This window comes from Serratia sp. CY74737 (assembly GCF_052166775.1).
In the GTDB taxonomy this organism is placed as follows: domain Bacteria; phylum Pseudomonadota; class Gammaproteobacteria; order Enterobacterales; family Enterobacteriaceae; genus Serratia; species Serratia ureilytica.
The window spans coordinates 52,467-77,004 of the sequence record NZ_JBJNOF010000008.1 but is presented as its reverse complement, the minus strand read 5'-3'; the positions used below and the strand labels follow the sequence as shown (position 1 = coordinate 77,004).

Sequence of the window (24,538 nt, the reverse complement as noted above, 5' to 3'; positions counted from 1 at the left end):
TCTTGGTTAATATCATGTAACGAACGAGATGCGAGGCGCCGCCCGGGAGACGGCGCCTGAGAGGGGGGAGAGGGTTAACGGATGCCGAAATAGCCGTCGCTGAGCAACACCGCCAGCGGCTGCTCCAGCGCCACCTGGTCGCCGTCCGCCAGATCGACGCCAATGTCGCGCAGCGCCTGCAGCGTCACCGGCTGGTGAGCCGGTCCGGCGAAGGTCTGCGCTTTAATGCGATGCGCCGCGCCGTTGAGCATCGAGACCATCAGCTCGTCCATCTGGTTGCAGTGCACGTTGGTGATAAAGCGTTCATCGATGCGAATGATGTCGATCCTCTGGTCGCTGAGCTCATCGAACGCATTGATGTTATGCCCGAAGCCGTTGACGATCAGCCGGCAGCCCTGCTGCTGCAGTTCGCGGAGAAATGCCCGACATTGCGCGGCGTGCTCCAGTATCGCGGCCTCATCGATGCTGAACAGCAGCGCCTGCGGCGGCAGCGAGGAAGCGCGCACCGTTTCCGTCAGGTAGCGCTGGAAGTCGGCGCTCAGCAGGCTGTCGATGGCCAGCGGCAGCGCGAGCGACAGCCCTTTGCGTTTGATGTCGTCGGCATATTTCACCAGCAGTTGCGCCGCCGTCCAGCGGTCGATGTCCGGCATCAGGCCGTACAGCTGCGCGGCGGCGATGAACGCCTCGCGCGACAGCGGGCGCTCGTCCGGCGCCATCACCTGCAGCTTCACCTGGTGAAACGCGGCCGACAGCGGCGTCGCCGGCGGCGCGACCGCGTGAGTCAGCAGCCGCAGTTGCCCCTCGCTGATGATCGTCTGCACTTCCTGCAGGCTCAGCACCTCGTGCTGCCGCTCCAGCAGCTGTTTCTGCCGCGTTTCGTACAGATAAACCTGGCCGCGCCCCTGGTGCTTGGCGGTGTAGCAGGCGATATCGGCCTGCGCCAGCAGTTCGCTGCTTTTGGCGTCGGCGCTGATGCGCGTGATGCCGGCGCTGGCGCCGACGCGGTAAATCTTCCCTTCCCAGTAGAACGGGTGCTGGCTGATTTGATTAACCACTTGCTGCACCAGCGATTTGGCCTGTTCCAGCCGGCAGTCGTACAGGATCAGACCGAACTCGTCGCCGCCCAGCCGGGCCAGGCAGTCGCTATGGCGCAGCTGATGCCGCATCAGTTGGGCGATGTCCCGCAGCAGGGCATCGCCCGCCGCATGGCCGGCGGTGTCGTTCACCGCCTTGAACCGATCCAGATCGAGGAACACCAGCGAATGCGGCGGCGACGGTTCCCCGCCGGCGACGATCGCCGCTTTCAGCTGTTTCTCGAAGCGGGTGCGGTTCGGCAATCCGGTCAGCGCATCGTGCGAGGCGCTGTAGCTGAGTTTTTTCATCAGTTCGCGCGAGGCGGTGACGTCCTGCAGCACCATCACCGCGCCCATGGTTTCCCCGTCGAGGGTTTTCAGCGGTGAGACCGACTGCTGTACGTCGAAATAACGCCCGTCGCGGCTGTGCAGCACCAGCGCATAATCCGCCGGCCATTGCCGTGGGTATTGCGTGAGGTTTTCGATTTCCGGGCCGTCTTTGCCGTTGGTCAGGCGCACCACGCCGGCGACGGGCATACCGATCGCCAATTCGAGCGGCCAGCCGCACATCTGTTCCGCCACCGGATTCATAAAGGTGATGCGCAGGTGGCTGTCGGTGGAGATCACCCCTTCGCCGATGGCGTCGAGGGTGATGTGCAGGCGCTCTTTCTCTTCGTGCAGCGCCTCGGCGAGGCTCTTGAGCTCGGTCATGTCGATATTGGTGCCGATCAGGCGCAGCGGCCGGCCCCGATCGTCGAGGATCACGTTGCCCTGGCCGCGGATATGGCGCACTTTGCCGCTGCGCGTAGTGATGCGAAACTCCATGATGAATGGCCGCGGCTGCGCCAGGATCTCGGCCAGCTCGCGATCGGTGCGCTCGCGATCTTCCGGCACCAGCAGGGTACGCCACAACGCCAGCGTCGGCGTTTGGTCGGGGGTGAGATCGTAGAGTTCGAACATGCGCTGATCCCAGGTGAAGTTTTCCTGGCTCATCACCCATTCCCAGATGCCGACGCCGCCCACCTGGTTGGCCAGCGTGATGCGCTCCACCAACCGATTGTTCTCCGCCTCGCTGCGCTTAAGGTCGCTGATGTCCTCCACCTGAGAGATGAAGTACAACGGCCGACCTTCGCCGTCGCGCACCAGCGAGACCGCCAGCAGCGCCCAGACCGTCTGGCCGTCGCTGCGGATATAGCGTTTCTCCATGGTGTAGCTGCTGATATGGCCGTCGAGCAGTTCGTGCAGTTGGGTCAGGTCGGCGTTCAGATCGTCCGGGTGGGTGATCTCTTGAAAGGTCAGGCGATAAAGTCTTTCGGGCGGATAGCCGAGCAGCTTGCACAGCGCCTGGTTAACCTGTAGCCATTTGCCCTCGGGCGACACCAGCGCCATGCCGATGGCGGAATACTCCAGCGCGCTGCGAAAGCGGCTTTCGCTCTCGACGATATGTTGCTTTTCCACCCGGAAGGTGTGCATCACCATCGCCATGGCGTGCGCCGGGATCAGGATCAGCAACATCGGCAGATAGAGGCCGAGTTCGCCCAGGAAAGTGTGCTGGGAAGACTGAAGGCGCAGCAGGCCCAGCGACAGCAGGACGGTGATCAGCAGGAGAGTGCAGAAACAGACGGTGAAGGTTTCGAAGCGCGACAGGGCGATAGCCGCCCACAGCAGCGGCAGGATGACGAAGGTAAAGGGGAAGGGCAGATGCGTCAACGCCAGATAGCTGAAGGCCAGCGAGCCCATCAGGGTCAACAGCAGCGGATACGGATTCAGCCCGGCCAACAGGCGGCGGTGATAGGTGAGCCCGAGCGGCGCCAGCGACAGCACCCCTATCGCCTCAGAGATGAACCAGGTACCGAACGATTGCCAAAACGTTTGGTCCGGCGTAGAGATCAGTCCGGCGGCCAGCAGCGCGCTGAACAACGGGGTAAAGATCACCGCGCAGACCACGAAGCGCAGCCAACAGCCCAGATCGCTCAGCGGATCGATCGCCGGCAGCGTGCGGCGCAGCAGCAGAGCGCACACTGCCGCTTCCAGCAGGTTGATGGCGGCCAGCTTGACGGGAATGGCGCTGAGGCCGAACAGCAGGAAGCTGGCGAGCACGATGCCTGTGCCGCTGGCCAGCAGCGGCAAACCCCAATGACGCGGGGGATGGCGATACAGCACGGCGATCGCGGCGGCGGTCGGGGACCACAGCGGCGTGAAGTGATGAGCCTCACTGGATAACGACAGGCTCAGCAAGGCGAGTAAAAATGTCGCCAGCGCCACGAACAGAGAATGTGTCAGCATAACGCCTTTGTGTGTGCCGAACGCGTTCGGCGCGCTGATATCCATAGACATCCTTACCGATGACCTCTGCCAGTGATTGGATTCATGACGTGGATGAATCAAGATGATTTATTGAAAAAGGGTAGTACAGCGCGGGAGGAAAACCTACCGGGAGGGCCGACTTTACTGCGTTAGCGCAAACCCGGCGACAGAATGACGAAAAAGCCGGCGCGGGGCCGGCTTTGAGCGTCTTACAGCAGGAACAGGGTGGCGAGGCCGAGGAAGATGAAGAAGCCGCCGGTATCGGTCAGCGCGGTGATGAGCACGCTCGAGCCGACCGCCGGATCGCGGCCCAGTTTTAGCATGGTCATCGGGATCACCACGCCCATCAGCGCCGCCAGCAGCAGGTTGAGCAGCATCGCCAACGTCATCACGCCGCCCATCGCCGCGTCGCCGTACAGCAGCCAGGTGATCACGCCCATGATGCCGCCCCACACCACGCCGTTGATGATGGCGACGCCCAGCTCTCTGAGCATCAGGCGCGAGATGTTGCCGACTTCAATCTGGTGCAGCGCCAGCGCGCGCACGATCATGGTGATGGTCTGGTTGCCGGTGTTGCCGCCGATGCCGGCGACGATCGGCATCAGCGCCGCCAGCGCCACCAGCTGGGAAATGGTGTGCTCGAACAGGCCGATCACCCGCGAGGCGATGAATGCGGTGCAGAGGTTGATCGCCAGCCAGGCCCAGCGGGTTTTAACCGCTTTGCTGACCGGGGCGAACACGTCTTCTTCCGGGCTTAAACCGCCCATGCGGCGCAGGTTGGTGTCGCTCTCTTCGTTGACGGCGTCGACGATCTCTTCGATGGTCAGGCGGCCCATCAGTTTGCCTTTGGCGTCAACCACCGGGGCGCTGATCAGGTCATAACGTTCGAACGCGCCCGCCGCTTCATCGGCCTTGTCCTCAGGCTGAAAGGTGGCGGGGTCGCTGTCCATCACTTCGCGTACCGGGATTTCCGGGTCGTTCAGCAGCACCGCGGTGAGCGGCAGTTCGCCCAGCAGGGTATTTTTGCGATCGGTGACGAACAGTTTATCGGTGGCGTCGGGAATGGTTTTGCGCATGCGCAAAAAACGATGCACCGCGCCGAGCGTGACGTCCGGCCGCACTGTCACCAGTTCGAAATCCATCATCCAGCCGACGCTGTCTTTGGCGTACTGGCTCATCTCGCGCACCTGGGCGCGCTGCTCCGGCTCCAGTGAGGTCAGCAACCGGCCCATCAGATTTCGCGGCAGGTATTGCGCCAGGTAGGCCTGTTCATCGACGTCCAGCGTTTTGATCGCCTTGAGCAGGTCTTTGTCGCTCATTTCCTCGATCAGGCTGTCCCAGACCGGCTCGGCGACCTCCACCAGCGTCTGGCCGCGCTTGCTGTTGCCCACCAGCCGCCACAGCGCCATGCGCTCGTCCTGCGGCAGCGCTTCCAGCAGGTCCGCCAGGTCGGCGGCGTGCATGTCGTCAAGCAGGCCGGTAATTTCCGCCGTTTGGTTCAGCAGTTCGCTTTGGCTGAGGGCGTGTTCATCCCCTGGCCGGCCGAGAATGCCGTCGACCAATTCCTTATTGTTCAACAACAGAGTGAGAATGCGCTGGCGGTGTTCAGCGACTTTTTTGACGTTATGGGTTGCGGCTGACATGGTGTTCCTTAACGGGCGCTCGGCGTTCCTGACGCAGGCTCATTAAAAGATAGAGCATAGCGAGTGCCGGAGTCATTTTTATGAAACGGACGGGGCGCGGCGGTTATTCAGAGGAGGCGTCCTGTTGCGGCGCGCTGACTTCGGCGGCGTTTTGCGCAGCGGCCTGCTTTTTTTCCTGATGATGAGGCACCGCCACCACGGCGGCGTACAGCAGTCGGCCGACTAAAATGATAAAGCTGATAAACAACACTATCTTCGTCATCTGTCCGGTGGTTTTCTTGCGCATATATCACCCGGTATGCCGGTGTCCTGTGTTATTCGCTCGAGAATTTGTAACCGGATTTTAGGCGCTGATGACAAAAGTTGTCCATTTTTTTCCGGCGAGCGGCGCGCCGTATTAGGGTTTCGTTTAAGTTGGCGGAGCGGGGGCGGAAAGAAAAACCCCCTGGCTGGCAGGGGGCGGGGGATCAGGCGGAGCGCTGTTCGTCTTGCGAACCTTCTTCGTCGATCAGCAGCTTCCAGCCGACGACGTCGTTCCAGTAGGCCTGCTCGCGCTCGAAGTCCAGCTGCACCAGGTTGTTTTGCGCCAGATAGCCGGCCGGGAAGCGCAGCGTCCAGTGGTTGTCGTCGGTGGTCAGGCGCAGCGTTTCCGGCGTGGTGGTCGACTGGCGCTGGTTGTTGAGCAGGGTGCTCAGTCGCAGCAGCTGGATCAGCGGCAGGTAGTGTTTCTTTTTGAACAGGTTGAGGCGCGGCAGCTCTTCCAGCTTGATCGCCTTGCGGTGGAAACGCACCAACGCCGCCAACAGCAGCTGCTGTTCCTGGTTAAAGCCAGGCAGATTGGAGTTTTGCAGAATGTAGGCCGAATGGCGATGCATGCCGCTGTGGTTGATGCTCAGCCCCACTTCGTGCAGCATGGCGGCCCATTTCAGCAGGGCTTCCAATTGCGGATGCACCAGCTTGGTGTTTTGCGCCATCCACTGCGAATAGAGCAGTTCGGTGGTTTCCAGCACTCGCTTGGCCTGTTCGCGGTCGATGTTGTAGTGATCGGCCAGGCTTTTCGCGGTGCGGCTGCGGATGTCCTGGTGGCGGAAGCGGCCTTCCATTTCATACAGCACGCCTTCGCGCAGCGCACCGTCAGACAGGCGCAGATCGCGGATCGCGAGTGCATCGAACACGCCGCACAGGATAGCCAGCCCCGGCACGAACACCGATTGGCGATCTTCCGACAGCCCCGGCAGGCTCAGTGAGCTGAAGCTTTTGAACTGCAGCACCTGTTCGGCGAGCATTTCCAGGCGTTCGAGGGTGATCAGACCGTCTTTTTCGCCCATCGCCACCAGCACTTCGTGGGCGGCCTTGATGGTGCCTGAGGCGCCCAGCGCGTACTGCCAGCCCTGAATGCGGTACTGCCAGGCCAGCGTTTCCAGCTTCTGCGCCGCCGCCAGCCGCGCGCGGCGGAAGTTGTTTTTGCTGATCTCGCCGCCGGGGAAGAACAGCTGGGCGAAGCTGACGCAGCCCATGCGGCGGCTTTCCGCCAGCAGCGGCTCGAAGTCTTCGCCGATCACCAGCTCGGTCGAGCCGCCGCCGATGTCGATCACCAGCTTGCGGCCTTTCTCCGGTTGAGTATGCTCCACGCCCATGAAGATCAGGCGCGCTTCTTCCTGGCCGGCGATGATTTCGATCGGGTAGGGGATCACTTTGGCGGCGCGCTTGAGGAACACTTCGGCGTTCACCGCCTGGCGCAGGGTGTGGGTCCCGACGATGGTGACGTTATCCGCCGGGAAGCCCTGCAGCCGTTCGGCAAACAGCGCCAGGCAGGCCAGGCCGCGTTCTATCGCCTCTTCACTGAGTACGTTGTTGCTGTCCAATCCGTCGGCGAGGTGCACCCGCTGTTTTAAACGGCCCAATACCTGTAAGGCGCCGTTGACGACGCGGGCGATCACCATGTGGAAACTGTTCGACCCGAGGTCGATGGCGGCGATTTCCTGCGGTTTGTTCGTTGCAGTGTTTTTTAGCGGCATAGTTGCTGGCCTACTGTCCTGGTTGTTCCAGAGCTTTTAAATACTCGTAAATAGCCACCTGGGCGCGCACTTTGCGGCGGTTGCCGCGCGGCACGTACTGGTTGCTCAGTTCTTTATCCACATAACGGGCCTTGACCGTATCGCTGAACAGGATCTCCAGAATGTCCAGAACGCGCTGTTTCAGCGCCGGATCCAGCAGCGATACCGCCACTTCGATACGGTAATCTATGTTGCGGGTCATCCAGTCGGCGGAGGACAGATACACCCGTTTGTCACCTTTGTTGTCGAAAACGTAAACCCGATCGTGTTCCAAAAAGCGATCGACGATGCTGATCACCTGAATATTGTCGCTGATCCCCGGCAGGTTGGGAATCAGGGAACACATGCCCCGCACCAGCAGGCGGATCTTCACGCCGGCGCCGGACGCGGTATATAACCGATCTACCAGCCCTTTATCCACCAGATTATTTATTTTCAACATAATGCCGGCCTGTTCCCCGGCCTGGGCGTTGGCGATTTCGTTGTCGATCAGTTCATACAGCTTCAGGCGCGAGTTCTGCGGCGATACCATCAGGTTGTCGAAGGTGACCGGCCGGTAGGGGTTCTCGATAAAGTTGAACACCCGGCGCACTTCGTTGGTGATGCGCGAGTCGGCGGTCAGCAGCGAATAGTCGGTATAGATGCGCGCGGTTTTTTCGTTAAAGTTGCCGGTGCCGATATGAGCATAGCGCACAATTTCATCGCCTTCACGGCGCGAAATCAGGAACAGTTTGGCGTGGATTTTCAGCCCCGGCGCCGAGAAGATCACGTGTACGCCGGCTTCGGTCAGGCGCTTCGCCCAGTGAATGTTGGCCTCTTCGTCGAAGCGCGCCTGCAGCTCGACCACCACAGTGACCTTTTTGCCGTTGTGCGCGGCGTGGATCATCGATTCGATGATGCGCGAGTCTTTCGCCACGCGGTAGATGTTGATTTTGATCGCCAGCACGCTCGGATCGAACGACGCCTGGCGCAGCAGCTCCAGCACGTGCTCAAAGGTGTGGTACGGGTAGTAGAGCAGCACGTCTTTTTCGCGAATGGCGTCGAAGCCGTTGCGGAAACCGTCGAACCAGATGTGGCGCAGGCGCGGCAGCGGCTTGTTGACCAGGTTGGCCTTGCCGACGTTCGGGAAGCTGATGAAGTCTTTAAAATTGTGATAGCGGCCGCCGGCGATCACCGAATCGTAGTTGGAGATGCCCAGCTTGCCGCGCAGCAGTTCCACCATCTCGTTCGGCATGTCGCGCTGATAAACGAAGCGCACCGGTTCGGCGGTGAGGCGCTGTTTCAGGCTGGAGGACATCAGTTCCAGCAGGCTGGATTCCATTTCGGTCACCAGATCGTACTCGGCGTCGCGGGTCATCTTCATCGAATAGGCGTTGAGCGCGTCGTAGTCGAAGAAGCCTTTGAAAATCTCATCCAGGCAGTAACGCAGAATGTTGTCCAGCAGGATCATCGGCTTGCGGCGGCGCGGCGCTTCCGGCGGCAGATTGACGAAGCGCGGCACTTTGTCCGACGGGATTTCCAGCAGCGCATAGTCGGTGCGCGCGCCGCGGATAATTTCCACCGCCAGATAGGTGTAATCGTCTTTAAGGAACTGCACCAGATTGGTGTCGTGGTTGATCAGGATCGGCGTGATGTGCTGGCGCAGATGCTGTTTGAAATACTGGCGCAGCCAGATTTGCTGGTTTTCGGACACCTGGCGTTCGTTGATCAGGAAGATCTGGTTGCGCGCCATTTCCAGCAGCAGATCGTTGTACAGGCCGTCGAATTCCTGATCGGTTTTCAGCACCTTGGCCTGGATCTTTTTCAGCAGGTGGCGTGAGGCGCCGGCGGAGCCCTGCTCTTCGCTGATCAGGATGCGGCGTTTGAGATCGGCGAAGCGGACTTTATAGAACTCGTCGAGGTTGTTGGAGTAAATGCCCAGAAAACGCATTCGTTCAATCAGGGGATTGCTCTTATCTGCGGCTTCCTGCAACACGCGCTCATTAAAGGATAACCAGCTTAGTTCTTTTTCGATGTAGAGCTTTTCCTGACCCATTGCCACTCCAGTTCAATTTTAGAATAGGATCCGGGACGCAGCGCCCGGATGCCGCTCTAGTGTCCTTCATCATTATTGCGAGAGATTGACAGGAAAGTCCAACATATCCATTGCGTTGGCGCGCGGCGTTTTTCGCCGGCAATAAATTTTCCCCGCGGCGGGATGCCTGGCAGTGAAACGATCAGCATGAAATGACGGTTAGCAGGCTTATTCTTGGCGTTATAAAGCGTGTTTATGGTCATTTTTCAGCAATATATCAAATCCATATTGTCTGTTGGTAGTGTAAAAAACCTGGATTGAGTCGGGTAACTTTGTCATGCAAACGTCATAAAACTGACATAAGATGCCCGGTTATCTTACGGCGTAAGCCCGATTACATCAGCGACAGCGAGACACATGACACAGACGACGGCAAATCAACATCCCCGAGATCGCCTGCGCGGGCGCATCGACCGCGGCGTGCAGGCGGCAGTGACCGCCTGCGGGCTGATGGTGCTGATGACGTTGATGCTGATCTTCGTTTATCTGCTGTTTGCGGTGCTGCCGCTGTTCAAACCGGCCTCGGTTGGGCAGGCTCAGCCGCTGCCGATTGCGGCGTCTTCCCCGGCGCTGGCGCTGGGCATGGACGTGCAGCAGCGCGTCGGTTATCGCATCGATGCGCAGGGCTCGGGGCAATTTTATCGTCTGTCGCCGGCGCCGAGCGGCCAGGCCCAGACACCGCTGGCGCAGCAAACGCTGCTGGCCAAACCGGCGCTGCTCGCGCAGGCCGCCGGAGAGCGCGATCTGTTTGCACTGGCGCAGGCCGACGGCCGGTTGGTGGTGGCGCGCGCGGATTTCGCCACGGCGGAAAACGGCCGGCCGCAGTGGCTGTTCCCGCTCGGGCAACCGCCGCTGGCGCTGGATCCGCAGCGCAAGCCGCTGAAGCTGTTGTCGCTGGCGGACGCGCATCGCGGGCAGTATCTGCTGGCCGGGGTGACCGACGATCGGCGGCTGGTGTTCGGCCGTTTCAGCCCGGATCGGCCGCCGCAGTTCAGCGAACGTCCGCTGGAACACGACGCCGAGCAGTTGGTGCTGACGCCGGATGGCCGCCAGCTTTACCTGCTGGCGGGCAACCGGCTGGCGCGTTACCAGATCGACGGCGCGCAGCTGCAGCTACGTGAAACGCGCACCTTGGGCGAACACGCCCCGTACCAGATGACGGCGCTGCCCGGCGGCAGCGCGCTGCTGATCAAGGGCGCCGACGGCAACCTGCGCGAGTGGTTTGAGGTGGAAAAAGAGCAGCGCTGGCGACTGACGCCGGTGCAGCATTTCGACCACGGCGCCGACGGGCAGGAGCTGACGGTGGCTGAACCTTATCGCCGGGTGTTCGCCACCCTGCGGCCCGATGGCGGCTTCTCGTTATTCTCCACGATCCAATCCCAGCCGCTGCTGAATACCCGTTTGGGCGCCGAGGTGCAGCAAATGGCGTTCGCGCCGCGCGGCGATGGCCTGCTGCTGGAGAGCGCGCAGGGCTGGCAGCGCTATGCGCTCGACAACCCGTATCCGGACGTCACCTGGCGTTCGCTGTGGGGCAAGGTGTGGTATGAGAACTACCCGCAGCCGGCCTATGTCTGGCAGTCCACCTCCGGCGAAGACAGCTACCAACCTAAATTCAGCCTGATGCCGGTGATCTTCGGCACCTTCAAGGCGGCGGCTTACGCGATGCTGTTCGCCATCCCGCTGGCCTTGGCCGGCGCCATCTATACCGCTTATTTTATGACGCCGGGGCTACGGCGAGTGATCAAACCGGCTATCGAAGTGATGGGCGCGCTGCCGACGGTGGTTATCGGGCTGGTGGCCGGCATCTGGCTGGCGCCGATCATCGAGCAGTATCTGTTGGCGGTGCTGGCGTTGCCGCTGCTGCTGGCGGCGGCGGTGCTGCTGTGCGGCGCGTTGACCCATCGCTTTATGCCGCGCTGCCGGCCGGGCGTCGATCTGCTGTTGCTGTTGCCGCTGCTGGCGTTGACGGTGTGGCTGGCGTTCAGCCTGGGGCCGTGGCTGGAGGTGGCGCTGTTCGGTGAGCCGCTGCATTTCTGGCTGGGGGATAATTATGACCAGCGCAATGCGCTGGTGGTGGGCGTGGCGATGGGGTTCGCGCTGGTGCCGATCATCTTCTCGCTGGCGGAGGACGCGCTGTTCAGCGTGCCGGCCACCCTGAGCCAGGGCTCTTTGGCGCTGGGCGCCACCCAATGGCAGACGGTGATCAAGGTGGTGCTGCCATCCGCCAGCGCCGGCATTTTCTCCGCGCTGATGATCGGCTTTGGCCGCGCGGTGGGAGAAACCATGATCGTGCTGATGGCCACCGGCAACACGCCGATTATCGACGGCAGCCTGTTCCAGGGGCTGCGAGCGCTGGCGGCCAATATCGCCATCGAAATGCCGGAGGCGGTTTCCGGCAGCAGCCATTACCGCGTGCTGTTCCTGACTGCGCTGGTGTTGTTTGTCTTCACCTTCGTGTTCAACACGCTGGCGGAGGCGGTGCGCCTGCGGCTGCGCAAGCGCTACACGCCGAATCAGGAGGCGCCATGAAAAACTGGGTGAAGAGCGGGTCGCCGTGGGTGTGGCTGACCGCCGGTTCGGTCGCCGTCAGCCTGCTGGCGCTGATCGGCATTTTGTTGCTGCTGGCCGGGCAGGGGATGCGCTATTTCTGGCCGAGCCCGGTTTATCAGTTCGAACTGAATCAGAACGGCGCCGGGCCGGTGACGGTGATCGGCGAGTTGTACCAGCAACAAAGTATTTCCCGGCGCCAGCTGGCCGAGGCGGGCGTCACGCCGCCGGGCGAGGCGCAGAACGTCGAACGTTATCTGATTAAGGTCGGCAACCGCGAGCGCGAGGGGCAGGATTTCCGCACCTTGCTGGCCAGCGATATCCGCAGCCAAAGCACGCCGCGAAGCCTGCTGGTGCTGGAACGCGACAGCCACGGCACCGCTTACGGCTATCTGGCGGGGCTGCTGGAAGACGGGCAACCGCTGACCGGCCGCAATCTGGGGCAGGCGTTGCAGCAGCGCCTGCCGCAAATCGCCGCGCTCTCGCGCCAGGCGCACGACATTCAATTCCGCGACATGGCGCGCATCAATCAGCAGTTTGACGCGCTGCGGCTGCGGGAAAAGCGCCTGCAGCGCGACGATAAGCTGGACGCCCGCGCGCAGGACGCCATCAAGGCCGAACGGCTGGAGCTGCAGCGGCAGTATCAGCTGTTGTCCGAACGTCTGGCGGGGCTGAACCGCGATCGCCAGCGCGACGCGTTGCTGCTGCGCGACATGCACGGGCAGACGTTGACCATTCCGCTCAGCCAGGTGCGCGATGCCTGGTACCCGAACGCCATGAGCACCTCCGAGAAGCTGGCGCACTGGGGCGAGCAGGTGAAGAAGTTTCTCATCGACAGCCCGCGCGAGGCGAATACCGAGGGCGGGGTGTTCCCGGCCATTTTCGGCACGGTGTTGATGGTGATCCTGATGTCGATCGTGGTGATGCCGTTTGGCGTGATCGCGGCGGTGTATCTGCACGAATATGCCGGCAACAATCTGCTGACGCGGGTGATCCGCATCGCGGTGGTCAATCTGGCCGGCGTGCCCTCGATCGTCTATGGCGTATTCGGCCTCGGCTTCTTCGTCTATATGATAGGCGGCACGCTCGATCAGCTGTTCTATCCTGAATCCCTGCCCAACCCGACCTTCGGCACGCCCGGCGTGCTGTGGGCGGCGCTGACGCTGGCGCTGCTGACGCTGCCGGTGGTGATCGTCGCCACCGAGGAAGGGCTGTCGCGCATACCCACCTCGCTGCGGCAGGGCTCGATGGCGCTGGGGGCCAGCCGGGCCGAGACGCTGTGGCGCATCGTGCTGCCGATGGCGGCGCCGGCGATGATGACCGGCCTGATCCTGGCGGTGGCGCGCGCCGCCGGGGAGACCGCGCCGCTGATGCTGGTGGGGGTCGTGAAATCGGTGCCGGTGCTGCCGGTGGACGAGATTTTCCCGTATCTGCACCTGGAGCGGAAGTTCATGCATTTGAGCTTCCAGATCTACGATATGGCATTCCAGAGCCCGAGCGTGGAGGCGGCGCGGCCGTTGGTGTTCGCCACCGCCTTCTTGCTGGTGACGATCGTGGTGAGTTTGAATCTGGCGGCGATGGGTATCCGCCATTCGTTGAGGGAGCGGTACCGAGCATGGTCGCAGTAACAATGACGCTATTTTTGGGGAGTGCGTAATGGGTTTGATGACGCCAGGCAGTTTGCCCCGGCTGGATGTCCAGCATCTCGACGATGAACAGACCGCGCTGGCGGTCAACGGCCTGAACCTGTTTTATGGCGACAAACAGGTGCTGCATGATATTTCGCTGCGTATCCCGAAGCACCGGGTGACGGCTTTGATTGGCCCCTCGGGCTGCGGTAAATCGACGCTGCTGCGCTGTTTCAACCGCATGAACGATCTGGTGGACAACTGCCGTATCGAGGGCGAACTGCAGCTGAACGGCGCGGCGATCTCCGGCGCGCAGATCGACGTGGCGGCGCTGCGGCGGCGGGTGGGCATGGTGTTCCAGCGGCCGAACCCGTTCCCGAAATCGATCTATGAAAACGTGGTGTACGGCCTGCGGCTGCAGGGCGTGCGCGACCGGCGTTTGCTGGATGAGGCGGTGGAGCGTTCGCTGCGCGCCGCCGCGCTGTGGCATGAGGTAAAAGATCGGCTGCGCGAAAACGCGTTCCGCTTGTCCAGCGGCCAGCAGCAGCGCCTGGTGATCGCGCGCGCCATCGCCATCGAGCCGGAAGTGCTGTTGCTCGACGAGCCGACCTCGGCACTGGATCCGATCTCCACGCTGACCATCGAAGAGCTGATTTCCGCACTCAAGCAGCGCTATAGCGTGGTGCTGGTGACGCACAATATGCAGCAGGCGGCGCGCGTCTCCGACTACACCGCCTTTATTCATCAGGGGCGGCTGGTGGAATACAACGATACCGACGCGATTTTTACCTCGCCGCGCCAGCGCCGCACCGAGGATTATATTACCGGGCGGTATGGGTGAGGGGAGAGCGACGGAGGTTTTCGCTCCGTCGCCGGCAATGGCCGTTGCAGTCGGCCTACGTCTGCTGTTTTATTTTACCCGCGCATTAAGCCGGCATGAATTAAGGCATGGCATAAGTCTGATTGCCGGCGAGTTTGTTTTATTCATTTTTCATCATGTGGAATTCAATCCATTCTCTGCAATTTATTATCAACCACAATTATGTTGTCGGTGATGATCAATATAATTGTTCATGTCGATAATGGCTGTGGCGGGCTCGGCGGTGCTGAAATGGTAATCCTTAATGCGCGCGGCCTTTAGCCGTAACCCGCAATACCAACCCCACCAACAGCAACGCAGCCCCCGAGGCATAGAGCGGGAACCAGCGCGTCCACCAGAGCGGGGAAAACAGCGGGGTGCTGTTGGGATCTGCAGGCGCGTAGCCGCTATAGGTATTTAGACCGGCGGCGATGGCGAGCATCGCCAGGCCGATAAAAAGCAGCAGGTTTGAAACTTTAGCCATTTACGTTACTCCTTCGTAGAAATTCAGAGGAAAGGTTCTTGTTATTGCGGTGCGTTACTGTTTCATCCACTATTCCGGTTAAATACGCTCTTGGCTTTTTTATCAGCTCACTTTCCGGTAAAAATGGCATCACCGAATACTAGCCGGTTATTCGCCAATAAAAAACCCGCCAGCGCGGGTTTTCTCTTTTTTCTCGCAGACCGTCACTTCACCAGCGGCTTATCGCCCGGCGTTTTGAACTTCGCCAGATATTGCGGCTGGAAGATGCACATGCGCAGCACGGTGCGGTATTCGCCGTTGACGAAGAACTCGTCGATCAGCTCGCCTTCCACGTTGAAGCCCAGCTTGCTGTAGATGTGGATCGCCTTCGGGTTCTCCTTGTCGACGATCAGGTACAGCTTGTACAGGTTCAGCACCGAGAAGCCGTAGTCCATCGCCAGGCGGGCGGCGGTGCTGGCGTAGCCTTTGCCCTGATGGGCGGGATCGATGATGATCTGGAATTCTGCGCGGCGGTGGATGTGATCGATCTCCACCAGTTCCACCAGGCCGACCTTGGCGCCTTCGTGCTCGATGATAAAGCGGCGCTCGCTCTGATCGTGGATGTGTTTGTCGTAGAGATCGGAAAGTTCGACAAAGGCTTCGTAGGGTTCTTCAAACCAATAGCGCATAACGCTGGCGTTGTTGTCCATCTGGTGGACGAACGACAGATCGTCCCGTTCCAATGGGCGTAACCTGACGCTGGCAGTGCTGGACATGTGGGCTCCTCTGTGCCGTGAAATTGTGCAAAGTATAACTTCACAGAATGGATGAAGGCGAAAAAAAACGGCGCCGCGTGGGCGCCGTTTAGGCAAGGTTAAGACTTCAGACGGTGCAGGTATTAGCTGGCCTGGCGACACTTATGGCCTCTGGTGGCAATGGAGTCTGCAATAAAATTTGTTCGGCGATTTCCGCCGATACTTTTTTAATCGCAACAATCAATTGAATTGCCGAATTTAGGACAACGCTTTTTATTTCTTCCACGCTTTTGCCGCGAAGAAACGAATGCAGGAAGACATCACCAAACGCGCTACTGTTCAAGTCGCTGCGGGTTTTACAGGCCATCAGACGCTCAAATCCGTTATCGCTGTCATAGGGGCCTTCACAGAAAAATGCCGTTTCTACCGCGATTCGTTTGATCGCCATGAGTACAAATCCGTCCATCGAGGGGCTCTCCATTCGTTTTATTTAAGGAGCGGGCCGTGCGGATCAGGCCAGCGTCATTACCTTTCTCTTTCTGTTCTGCCAGCGCACCTGGCCCTCTCCCCAGGGTTTGAGCTTGTTGAAGCGCTTGATTGCCTGAGGTGCGAAACCGGGCCTGCAACAAAAATCGAGCAGCCATATCCTGTCTCCCTCATTCCATTCGGAAGGGTGAAGTGGGAACCCCGGATCGCGTTGCAATTGCGTTTCGGTGTCCTCCGTCAGACAGGCCCAGAGAACATAGGCCAGCGGTTGGTCATTGGTGTCGAAAAGAAACTTGATCTGCCCGTGCTGTATGGCAAATATCAAGCGCTCTTGAACGCTTTTTATCGGATGAAGGCTGTAATTTCGGTGATGTAACATGCAGCTCACGGCAAAACCAAGCTGCTCATAGTCTGACCATTGATCTTGGCCGCCGGCGGTTTCTCGAATATAGAGCGTCATGCTGGTTCACTTCTCCTGGAGGGGATGACAAGCGGCTGCCCGCCAAAGGTTTCTTTGGCGAAGGCCACCGCCTTTATCCGCATGTCGGTTAACAGTTGCCGCAAGCGTTGGTCGTCATCACCATTGGCCTCCACCAGAGCCGTGATTTCGTTGAGCATCTGTATTTTCCCGCACTGGGGGCGGGGCCGCAGCCTGAGGCGAGCCTGTTGCGCCATGCCTTTCTGAATAACGGTGGCATCGATTCCCTGGGCGCGGCAGGTTTCGACCAACCAATGATTGACCTGCGAGAAAGCGCGCAGGGTGCCCATAAAACGCGCATCCCGTGAGAAATCGTCATGCGTGGGGACGGGGTGCCCTTGGCTGCAGCGAATCAAGGTCACGACCAAACGTTCCAGCGGCGATTCGTCTCCCGCCATTTCCGCTGAGACATAGAGCTTTCGGCAACGGTGGATAAGCAGCTGCAGGAAACTGTTTGCCAGCCTCTCTAAGGGTTTTGGCGTCTCCGCCGGTGAGAGCAGGTCGATGGGAATGCCCAGTAGCGTCAAATAGCCGCGGCAACAGGCCTGCTGAAAAAAATGCCAGAAATAGGTTTTTACCTGTTGCTGGGCGATGGCAATGAAAGGCCGATCAAACAGGTACTTCCCAAGGTAGAAGCACAGCTCGGATAGGCTGTTCTGAATGATTGCCGGTTCTCTCATCAATTGTGCAAACTTGAGCTGGTATTCGAAATCGTAACGATGATCGCTGGGGAATAAACAGGTTAGCCCGTTAAAATCCAATACCCTACCGTCCATGGTGATGTTGGAGGATGAGGTGGTCAACATCAGGAAGCGGGTGCGGCAAAACGCCATTTGCCGAGCCAGACGTTTGGTGAGCTCATACATCCCCTCAAGGCAGCGGCGCCGCGGATCGCGAGCGGCCTGTTCGCTGAAGCCCGCGGTGGGGACCGGCAAATAGTCCGGCAGGCGGCGAAGCACGGATTTAACCCGTTGAACGTCATGCATGAGCTGCCCTGCATATTCCGCTTTGGGCCGGAAGTAGGGCGTTCGTTCAAAATGTGCCGGGCGGACCAGGGGCTCGCGAACCAGAAGGGCGCGGCGAGAGCGGCCCTTTGTGCGGGTGAAATCCCCATGGGTATAGCTGTCGGTGAGCAAAATCGCGTGGGTGCGCGCGGCGCCATAAGGCAACGTCTGCGCCAGCATTTCGCTCCATAGGGCTTCATAGATCGCCTGTTCGGCGCGCAGTTCGCCATTGGAGTGATACCAATCCGAACCTTGCCCGACCAGCGGATTAGCACCGATTCCTTTCACCTGGTAACGGCCATCAAAACCGCAGCGGGCGCCGCCGCCGTTACGTTGAATACCGCCTCCGCCGTAACGTTCCGCGTGGAAAACTTTGACGGCGCCTGGCGTATCGGGAGTGACCAGATAGCTGCACGCGGCGTGCAGCGCTTCGCCGTCTGCCTTTTCTTCGGCGGACCAAATGAGAGAGGACGTAACCCGGTGTGCCGTGAAAGGCACTAAATTTTCCGCCAGGTCCTTAAGTAAAAAAGAATCGCTCATTGGGTGATGTACTCTATGGTGTAGTTCAGTTCTGATACGGACGTGCGCTGCGCGAAACGAGCGAAAGCGGCGTCCAGATGCCCGGCGATATCGCGCAATGCTTCCGCCCTGGCCATCGCGGGGTGATCGCAGTCGATGTCGATATTTTGTATTCGTCCATGTACATAGGGGCGCCAGGCCTCCAAATCCAACCAGTCTTCTGCGCGCGGCGCTGCTGCCGTGAAGAACAGCAAATTACCGTAGAAGTGGCCGTGTTCCGACTGGCCGACCAGGCGGCGGCTATTAATCACCACGTCAATCAAGCGGTCGAGCGTGCCGTCATCCAGACTGGCCAGGGCGCTGCCGTGTTTTCGCAACAGGGCGATTGTTTCCGCGCGTTGCAGGATCTCGCCTTTCGGCACGACCAGCGAAGGCAATTCTTGATCGAAGGGCAAGGCGATGCCCGCAATGAACAACAGGGCGGCCAGCGCCAGGCTCTCCTCCTCTTCGCCATTGAGCGTTTCAAAAGCGAAGCGTCGCCACAGATCGCTGGGATAGGCATCCATCATCGCCAGCAATTCGACCTGCTGATCTTGTTGCTCTAGGTGGATGGCGACATTGTGGGCGATCATGCCGCCAACCGACCACCCGATGATCCAGTAAGGCCCCTCGGGCTGATGGGCGCGTATGCGCCTGGCATATTCTGCGGCCATTTCATCCATCGTTCGGGTGATATTGCTGCCCGGCGTCAGGCCTTGAGCTTGCAAGCCGACGATTTCACACGGCGTTTTGAGAAAACGCGCCAGGCCGCTGTAACACCAGGCGATGCCACCGGCCGGATGGATGCAAAACAGCGTCGGCAGCGCGTTTTGCGAAGCGCCGGCGCCAGGGCGCAGCAGCAGTGTGGCATCGAGCATATCCGGCGCTGAGTGCTGGCCTTGTTCGGCCAGCGCCCGGGCTGAAGGATGAGCAAAGATGCTGGCGATGGTGATTTGCCAACCCAGGCCGGCATTAATGCGGGCGGCGACATCAACGGCGCTCAGTGAGTTGCCTCCCAGTTCGAAGAAGTTGGCTTCAGGCGCCACGGCAGGCAGGCGCAGCGCATCGGCAAAATATTCGCACAGCCGTTGCTCCGTCAGGGAGGAGGGAATGCCACCGCCCTGTGATTGCGGGCTTTGCGGAGCGGGCAGCGCTTTTCTATCCAGTTTGCCATTGCGGCTGAGCGGTAGTTCGGAGAGAAACACCAGGCACTGCGGCAGCATGTAGGCAGGGAGATATTCCCGGCAGAGCGCTAGTAAGGCTTTTTCATCGGCCTCGGCGCCGCTGGCCACGACATAGGCGACAATGCGCCCGTCATGCATGTCGGCGCAGGACTGGAGCACCTGCGGATGTCGATTGAGAACCGCGTCAATTTCCTCCAGCTCAATACGCTGCCCGTGTATTTTTATCTGGTGATCCAGCCGCCCCAAATAGTCTATTTCGCCATTCGGGCGCCAGCGCGCCAGGTCTCCCGTGCGGTAAAGGCGCTTGCCGTCCGCCGTGGCGAAAAACCGTTCTGCCGTCAGCTCGGGTTGGCCCGCATAGCCGTCAGCGAGACAAATGCCCTCAATGTGCAATTCCCCTTCGATGCCAATGGGGGTGGTGTTGCCGAAGGGATCCAGCACGTGGATGCGCGTATTCCAAATGGGGCGGCCGATAGGCACGCTGCGCTTCTCGTCGCTGCAGCTCAGCGCGTGGTAAGTGACATCAATGGCGGCCTCCGTCGGGCCGTAAAGATTATGCAAAGGCGCCGTCAGCAATGTCCGCTGCCGTTGGGCCAGCTCCGGCGATAAGGCTTCCCCGCTGGCGAATACCCTGAGCAGCGGCAGCGGTTCGGGCCTGCGTTCGACGGCGTCGAGAAACAGCGCCAGCATCGATGGAACAAAGTGCAGCGTTGTGATGCGATGCTGCACGATGCAATTCAGCAGGTACGCCGGATCGGTATGGCCGCCGGGCCGCGCCATCACCAAGGTTGCGCCCCCGATCAGCGGCCAGAAAAACTCCCAAATCGACACATCAAAGGTGGCCGGCGTTTTCTGCAGCACGCGATCCTGCGTTCCGAGAGGATATTCGGCCTGCATCCATTGCAGGCGATTGGCCAGGGCAAGATGGCTCACGATCACCCCTTTTGGGGCGCCGCTGGAACCGGAGGTGAACAGAATATAAGCCGGATCTGCGCCGCTTTGCCGCGTGACGAGCGGCAATGCCGCGTCGCCCTGATGGGCGGCTAGTGAGTACAGCGCGGCGAGATCGAGCCGGGGAACGCTGTCCGGCAACCTGTCGTCATCGGCGCGATCGGCTATCAGCAATGCCGTATTGGCCTGCTCGAGCATCTTTTGCTGTCGCCGCGTCGGCAGTTCGGGCGACAGCGGCAATAGCGTGGCGCCGGCACGCATAATGGCCAGCAGAACCACTTCTAAGGCTACGCTGCGTTCAAGTGTGACGGCGATCACCTGGCCGCGAGCGCCTTGCAGATGGCGTTCAAGGGCATGCGCGCACCGCCGTGAGCGCAGTTCCAGCGCCGAATAGCTCAGCCGTTCGTTTTCGTCGAGCACGGCTAGCTGATGCGGAGTGGCTTGAGCCTGTTTGAGGAACAGGCCGAGGATCGTGTTGGCGGGTAACGGCTGGGCGGTGTCGTTCCATTGCGCGATTAACGCCAGTTCCGCCGGTGCTGGCAGCGTCAGTTGTTGCAGCGGAAGGGTCGGCGCCGCAACCAACTGCATGATCCAATGCAACAGCCGCCGCACATGCAATTGCAGCTCTGCGTGATGATGGCGCGCGGCATTGGCGATAAGACGCAGGCGGCGCGGTTGCAGGTCCGTACCCAGTTCCAGGTGGAGGTTAAGATCGCGTACGGGGCCGGTGGCGATATGTTTGACCGTGGCGCTTAGCTCCGCAAAATCGAGCGTCGCAGGCGGAGGCAAGATGTTCAGTTCGATGCCGTAAAGGGGCAGAGTATCGCCTACCCTGCCGATGGCTCGGCCGATCCATTCTCCGCGGTAGCGCTGGTGCGCGAGCAGCTCACGCCGGCTGCGGGCGACGGTGGCGCAAACGTCGCGAAAGTGCGCGTGTTGCGGCAAATCCAGCAGAAGCGGCAGGATATTGCTGCGTGTGACCGCCGCCTGGGCACCATAAGTATCAAGCCGCCCCATGCAGGGCAGGCCGAACAACAGTTGCCGCTCGCCCGACTGACAGCGGGAGAAATAGCTGGCGAACGCGCTGAGCAAGATGTCGGATAACGCGATCCCGCTGCTTTGGTAGAAGCTGCCCAGGGCTAGCGCCAGCTCGGTATCGATAACGGTCTCGACTTCCAACGTGTGCTCGGCCATGGCTTGCGCTGGCGCACCCAGAAAGGTCGGCGCAGGCAACTGCGCGCAGCGCTGCATCCAGTAGCGGTGATCGTCCGCATATTGCGCGCTCTGCCTGTAGAGGACGTCGTCCTGGCAGAGCGTGGTCAGTTTGACAAAGCGGCAGGGGAGAGGCGGCGTTCCTTGCAACAGCGCTCGGTAATGCTCCCCCGCACGGCGGTGGAGCAGGGAATAGGCGTAGGCGTCGAAAGCGATATGGTGTATTCGGGAAAACCATATCGCTTCGCGTTCATTCAAAACATACAGCTGATGTTCATGAAGATGTAAATTCTCCGGCCCCTGTTCCCGTTGCGTTATCTGTTCCATCGCGCGCCAGGCGAGCGCCTCCGGGTCTGCGTGATGGCTGAGATCGCAGACGGTCACGCGGCCAGCAGGCTGGCGGATGCCGAAAGACGGGGTGCCACCGATATCGAGGAAACAGTGGTTGAGCACCTCAATATCCTGCAGAGCCAGTTCGATGGCGTTGAGCAATAATGTCCGATTAATTTCACCGTGCAGGCGCAGGGCTTGCGCCGTCGCATAGAGTTTGGAAGAGTGGCTCGCTTGCGATGCATACCATACGCCCTGCTGGGTGTCCGCCAGGGGGGTATTATTAAGGGATGAATCATTCATTTTTTCTCTGGCTCCTGTTCTGGAGTGGTACTCAAGTGCCTTGTTACCAGGCTTTCCATTTTTCTTTTGGCCTGCAAAATCAAATCAATATCTCTGTGTAATTGATATTCAGTGCTTTGGGTTTTTCACCTTGCGCGATTTCATTCAATGAATGCCCTGCGCTCTTCGTTGGCGACAATGACCGGCGGGGAAATTGCCTTGCCCTTATCGCCAAGGTCATCGCAAAATCTTCTGCCGCGTTTCGCCGGGCATACCGCAATAAATTAAGTAGCTATCATTTTTTAATCGCTATTGGGCCGCCCCCCGGCGGCGACGCGCGGCTTGCTTTTCGCCGGCTCTCTGTTGCGCCCGGCATTATTTTCCCTTTGTCGCTGCGCGAATGGCCGGCAGCACAAACAGTGAGGCGATAAAGCTGATGAATACGCCATAAGCGATACTGATCATCTGCATTTTTCCGCTGACCATCATGGGGAACACCAGCTCATGCGCGTGGCCAAACGTGGTGAACGTGATGCCGTTGAACAGCAACATGCTCAACAAGGCGCCAATGGAAGAGCCTGCCAGGCCCAGCAAGAGGGTTTGGCAGAGATAAGACACATCAATAACCCTGCCGAATCCCAGCAACAGCGTTATTGCCAGCTGGTCTTGTTGGTTGGCGATGAGCGATTCACACAGCGCGATGATGCCCGCAGTCACCGACACCCCCGCCAGCAATGAAAATAACAGGCCGAACCACAGCAGCACCTGGCCCAACCCTTCGCTGCTGCCGGCATAGTAGGTTCGGCTGTCGCTAATGGCGACTCGGTCATTGAGCGTCCCCTGGATGGCTTGTTGCAGTTGCTCGACAGAGGTGACATTACTGGTCAATGCCACCAGGTTGTAATCCAGCCCCGCGCCCCAGCTGGTGCGGATATGTTCCAGATCGGCCATGAACTCGGACTGCCGCGGCGAACCGCCGGTGGTAAATTCACCGACGATTTTCCAATCGCGGTCGTGCAGGCGTATGGTCTCGCCCACGTGGAACGCCGGATAATGCCGCGCCAATGACGCGCCGACGACGAGCTCATTTTGCCCCGGCTGAAATGCTCTGCCGCGGGTGAGGGTGACCAGCGGTTGCCCGTTGTTCGCGTTCATCAGCGTGAATGCCGCCGGCGTTACGCCGCGCACCAGATACTCTTTCTCCACGTTGCCTGGGCGGAGCCGCACCAGGACAACCCACTCCGGCGAAGCCGCAACAAGGCCGGGCAAGCGCGAAAGTTGCGCCGCCTGCGTTCGCGTTATCGTGCTGGTCAGTTCGGAAGAGGAGTCTTTGCTTTGCGCAAAATACAGGCCGGGTTCCGCACTCGACTCCAGCGCGCCGATCAGCCCTGCGCGCAGTGAAAATAACGATGTCACAATGACCGCGAGAAAAATGAAGCTGGATAGAATCGCGGTGAAATAAAGCGGCCGCCGCCACAGGTTGCGTAATCCAATGCCCAGCAATATCCCGAGCTGGTGGATTTTCGAGGATGAACGCGGGTTCATTTTCTCTCCTCCTGCAGGCGAGCGATTTGCAAGAGGGAGGGCAATGCGCAGACCAGGGATAAAATAAAGACCAGCAGGAGGCCGATGGCATAATCCTGGAAATGCGGCTCAACGGCGTTTAATACGGCGGGGAACAGCGTCGGCAACAGCAGAATAAAAATAACCGACAACACTATGCCCACGATGGCACCCGCCAAGGTGATGGCGCCGAGTTGCACGGCAACCGCTTTAATCAACTGTGATTTGCGAAAACCCAGATAATTAAGGGTGCGGTAGTCGCTCAAGGCTTTATGCGTCATGACATAGAAGTTGGTGCTGAGCAGCAGCGCCAATAACAGGCACAGCGCCAGATTGACCCAAAAAATCACGCGATGGAAATCGAACAATTTACTCATAAACAATTTTATATGCATGCGTACGGGGGCTGTCTGCGTGGTGCCGCGCAACCGCTCCGCGCCAAACAGGGCATCAATCTGCCGGGAGAGGTTCTCGGCAGACATGCCGGGTTTAGGGGTCGCCATGAAAAAACTCACCAGCCGCTTGCCATTTTGTCTCACGCTGTCGAGGTAGTCATAATGCATCCAGACCGCGGGAGGGGTATCGGTTTGGGTTTCTTCAACGATGCCAGTAATGTAAAGATCGAGAATGGGGTTAGGCGCGAGCTTCCAAATCGCGGATGAAAGCGGCAGCCGATCGCCCGCTTTTAAGCGGTATTGCGCCGCAAAACGGCTGTCGACCAGCACGCCTTGCCGGTCATTCTGCCAACGCTCCAGTAAGCCCGGCGCTATTTTTAAAGAGGGGATCATGGCGAAGTAGTGTTGGTCTTCTACCGCGATAGCGGGCACGAACCATCCGGGGTGGCGATAGTAAGCACCGACCCAAACTCCCCAGCTCAGCCGATCCAACGCCGGCAGTTGACTCATTTTCTGATGATAAAACTGCGGCAGCAGCATCTGGGAACTGAGGGCATTCAGCACCAGTAGCCGGTTGTCTGCGCCGGGCGGATCGTTTGCCTTTAAGCTGAAGGCGCGATCAAAGGTCAGCATGAGCAGCAGCAACATGACGCCGCTGGCGATAAACAGCAAGATCATGATAAATCTTC

Annotated in this window: 16 protein-coding genes; 3 read left to right on the top strand and 13 right to left on the bottom strand. The window is 59.8% G+C overall.

The genetic code is table 11. The annotated features are described in order from the left end of the window. Positions 1–74: 74 nt before the first annotated feature. The 5 genes from ACJ8PE_RS13185 to ppk1 form a co-directional block, all read right to left on the bottom strand. On the bottom strand, positions 75–3,404 hold the full coding sequence (locus ACJ8PE_RS13185) for a diguanylate cyclase (RefSeq protein ID WP_197793407.1): 3,330 nt from the start codon (positions 3,402–3,404) through the stop codon (positions 75–77). Between the two features lie 185 nt (positions 3,405–3,589). After that, a complete protein-coding gene (mgtE, locus tag ACJ8PE_RS13180) occupies positions 3,590–5,023 on the bottom strand; it encodes a magnesium transporter (protein ID WP_004941597.1) in 1,434 nt (477 codons plus the stop codon). Positions 5,024–5,126: 103 nt separating this feature from the next. Then, positions 5,127–5,309, bottom strand: coding sequence for a YfgG family protein (locus tag ACJ8PE_RS13175; protein WP_004941600.1), 183 nt, complete (start codon positions 5,307–5,309; stop codon positions 5,127–5,129). Between the two features lie 181 nt (positions 5,310–5,490). Continuing rightward, positions 5,491–7,041, bottom strand: coding sequence for an exopolyphosphatase (ppx, locus tag ACJ8PE_RS13170; RefSeq protein WP_033632396.1), 1,551 nt, complete (start codon positions 7,039–7,041; stop codon positions 5,491–5,493). A 10-nt stretch (positions 7,042–7,051) separates the two neighbouring features. Beyond that, positions 7,052–9,115: a polyphosphate kinase 1 gene (gene ppk1, locus ACJ8PE_RS13165; RefSeq protein WP_033644044.1), complete on the bottom strand. Its 2,064-nt coding sequence runs from the start codon at positions 9,113–9,115 to the stop codon at positions 7,052–7,054. A 396-nt stretch (positions 9,116–9,511) separates the two neighbouring features. Here ppk1 and ACJ8PE_RS13160 point away from each other — a divergent pair, with 396 nt between their 5' ends. From ACJ8PE_RS13160 to pstB, 3 genes are read left to right on the top strand one after another with little or no spacing between them, the layout of a single operon-like run. Continuing rightward, positions 9,512–11,683, top strand: a complete 2,172-nt coding sequence (locus tag ACJ8PE_RS13160; protein ID WP_197760223.1) for an ABC transporter permease subunit — start codon at positions 9,512–9,514, stop codon at positions 11,681–11,683. Further along, positions 11,680–13,329: a phosphate ABC transporter permease PstA gene (gene pstA / locus ACJ8PE_RS13155; protein WP_033644042.1), complete on the top strand. Its 1,650-nt coding sequence runs from the start codon at positions 11,680–11,682 to the stop codon at positions 13,327–13,329. Before ACJ8PE_RS13160 ends, pstA begins: the two co-directional genes overlap by 4 nt. Before the next feature lie 28 nt (positions 13,330–13,357). Next, the gene (gene pstB / locus ACJ8PE_RS13150; RefSeq protein WP_004941613.1) at positions 13,358–14,170 is read left to right on the top strand and encodes a phosphate ABC transporter ATP-binding protein PstB; all 813 of its coding nucleotides are present in this window, start codon (positions 13,358–13,360) and stop codon (positions 14,168–14,170) included. A gap of 280 nt (positions 14,171–14,450) precedes the next feature. Here the strand turns inward: pstB and ACJ8PE_RS13145 are convergent, their stop codons facing one another. From ACJ8PE_RS13145 to ACJ8PE_RS13110, 8 genes are all read right to left on the bottom strand, one after another. After that, positions 14,451–14,672, bottom strand: a complete 222-nt coding sequence (locus ACJ8PE_RS13145; protein ID WP_033644041.1) for a hypothetical protein — start codon at positions 14,670–14,672, stop codon at positions 14,451–14,453. A gap of 203 nt (positions 14,673–14,875) precedes the next feature. After that, positions 14,876–15,427 (bottom strand): spermidine N1-acetyltransferase, encoded by a 552-nt coding sequence (speG, locus tag ACJ8PE_RS13140; protein WP_033644040.1) that lies wholly within the window; start codon positions 15,425–15,427, stop codon positions 14,876–14,878. A 106-nt stretch (positions 15,428–15,533) separates the two neighbouring features. Next, positions 15,534–15,872 carry a hypothetical protein gene (locus ACJ8PE_RS13135; protein WP_044030693.1) on the bottom strand — a complete coding sequence of 113 codons (339 nt, stop codon included), beginning with the start codon at positions 15,870–15,872 and terminating at the stop codon, positions 15,534–15,536. Between the two features lie 45 nt (positions 15,873–15,917). After that, on the bottom strand, positions 15,918–16,352 hold the full coding sequence (locus ACJ8PE_RS13130; RefSeq protein WP_033644038.1) for a toxin-activating lysine-acyltransferase: 435 nt from the start codon (positions 16,350–16,352) through the stop codon (positions 15,918–15,920). Beyond that, positions 16,349–17,914: an MchC protein gene (locus tag ACJ8PE_RS13125; protein WP_197760222.1), complete on the bottom strand. Its 1,566-nt coding sequence runs from the start codon at positions 17,912–17,914 to the stop codon at positions 16,349–16,351. The genes ACJ8PE_RS13130 and ACJ8PE_RS13125 overlap by 4 nt, the downstream gene beginning before the upstream one ends. Further along, positions 17,911–21,912 (bottom strand): non-ribosomal peptide synthetase, encoded by a 4,002-nt coding sequence (locus ACJ8PE_RS13120; RefSeq protein ID WP_197793411.1) that lies wholly within the window; start codon positions 21,910–21,912, stop codon positions 17,911–17,913. The genes ACJ8PE_RS13125 and ACJ8PE_RS13120 overlap by 4 nt, the downstream gene beginning before the upstream one ends. Positions 21,913–22,266: 354 nt before the next feature. After that, entirely contained in the window at positions 22,267–23,436 is a 1,170-nt protein-coding gene (locus tag ACJ8PE_RS13115) for an ABC transporter permease (RefSeq protein ID WP_197793412.1), read from the bottom strand. Continuing rightward, a complete protein-coding gene (locus tag ACJ8PE_RS13110; RefSeq protein WP_197793413.1) occupies positions 23,433–24,527 on the bottom strand; it encodes an ABC transporter permease in 1,095 nt (364 codons plus the stop codon). Before ACJ8PE_RS13110 ends, ACJ8PE_RS13115 begins: the two co-directional genes overlap by 4 nt. Positions 24,528–24,538: the final 11 nt, after the last annotated feature.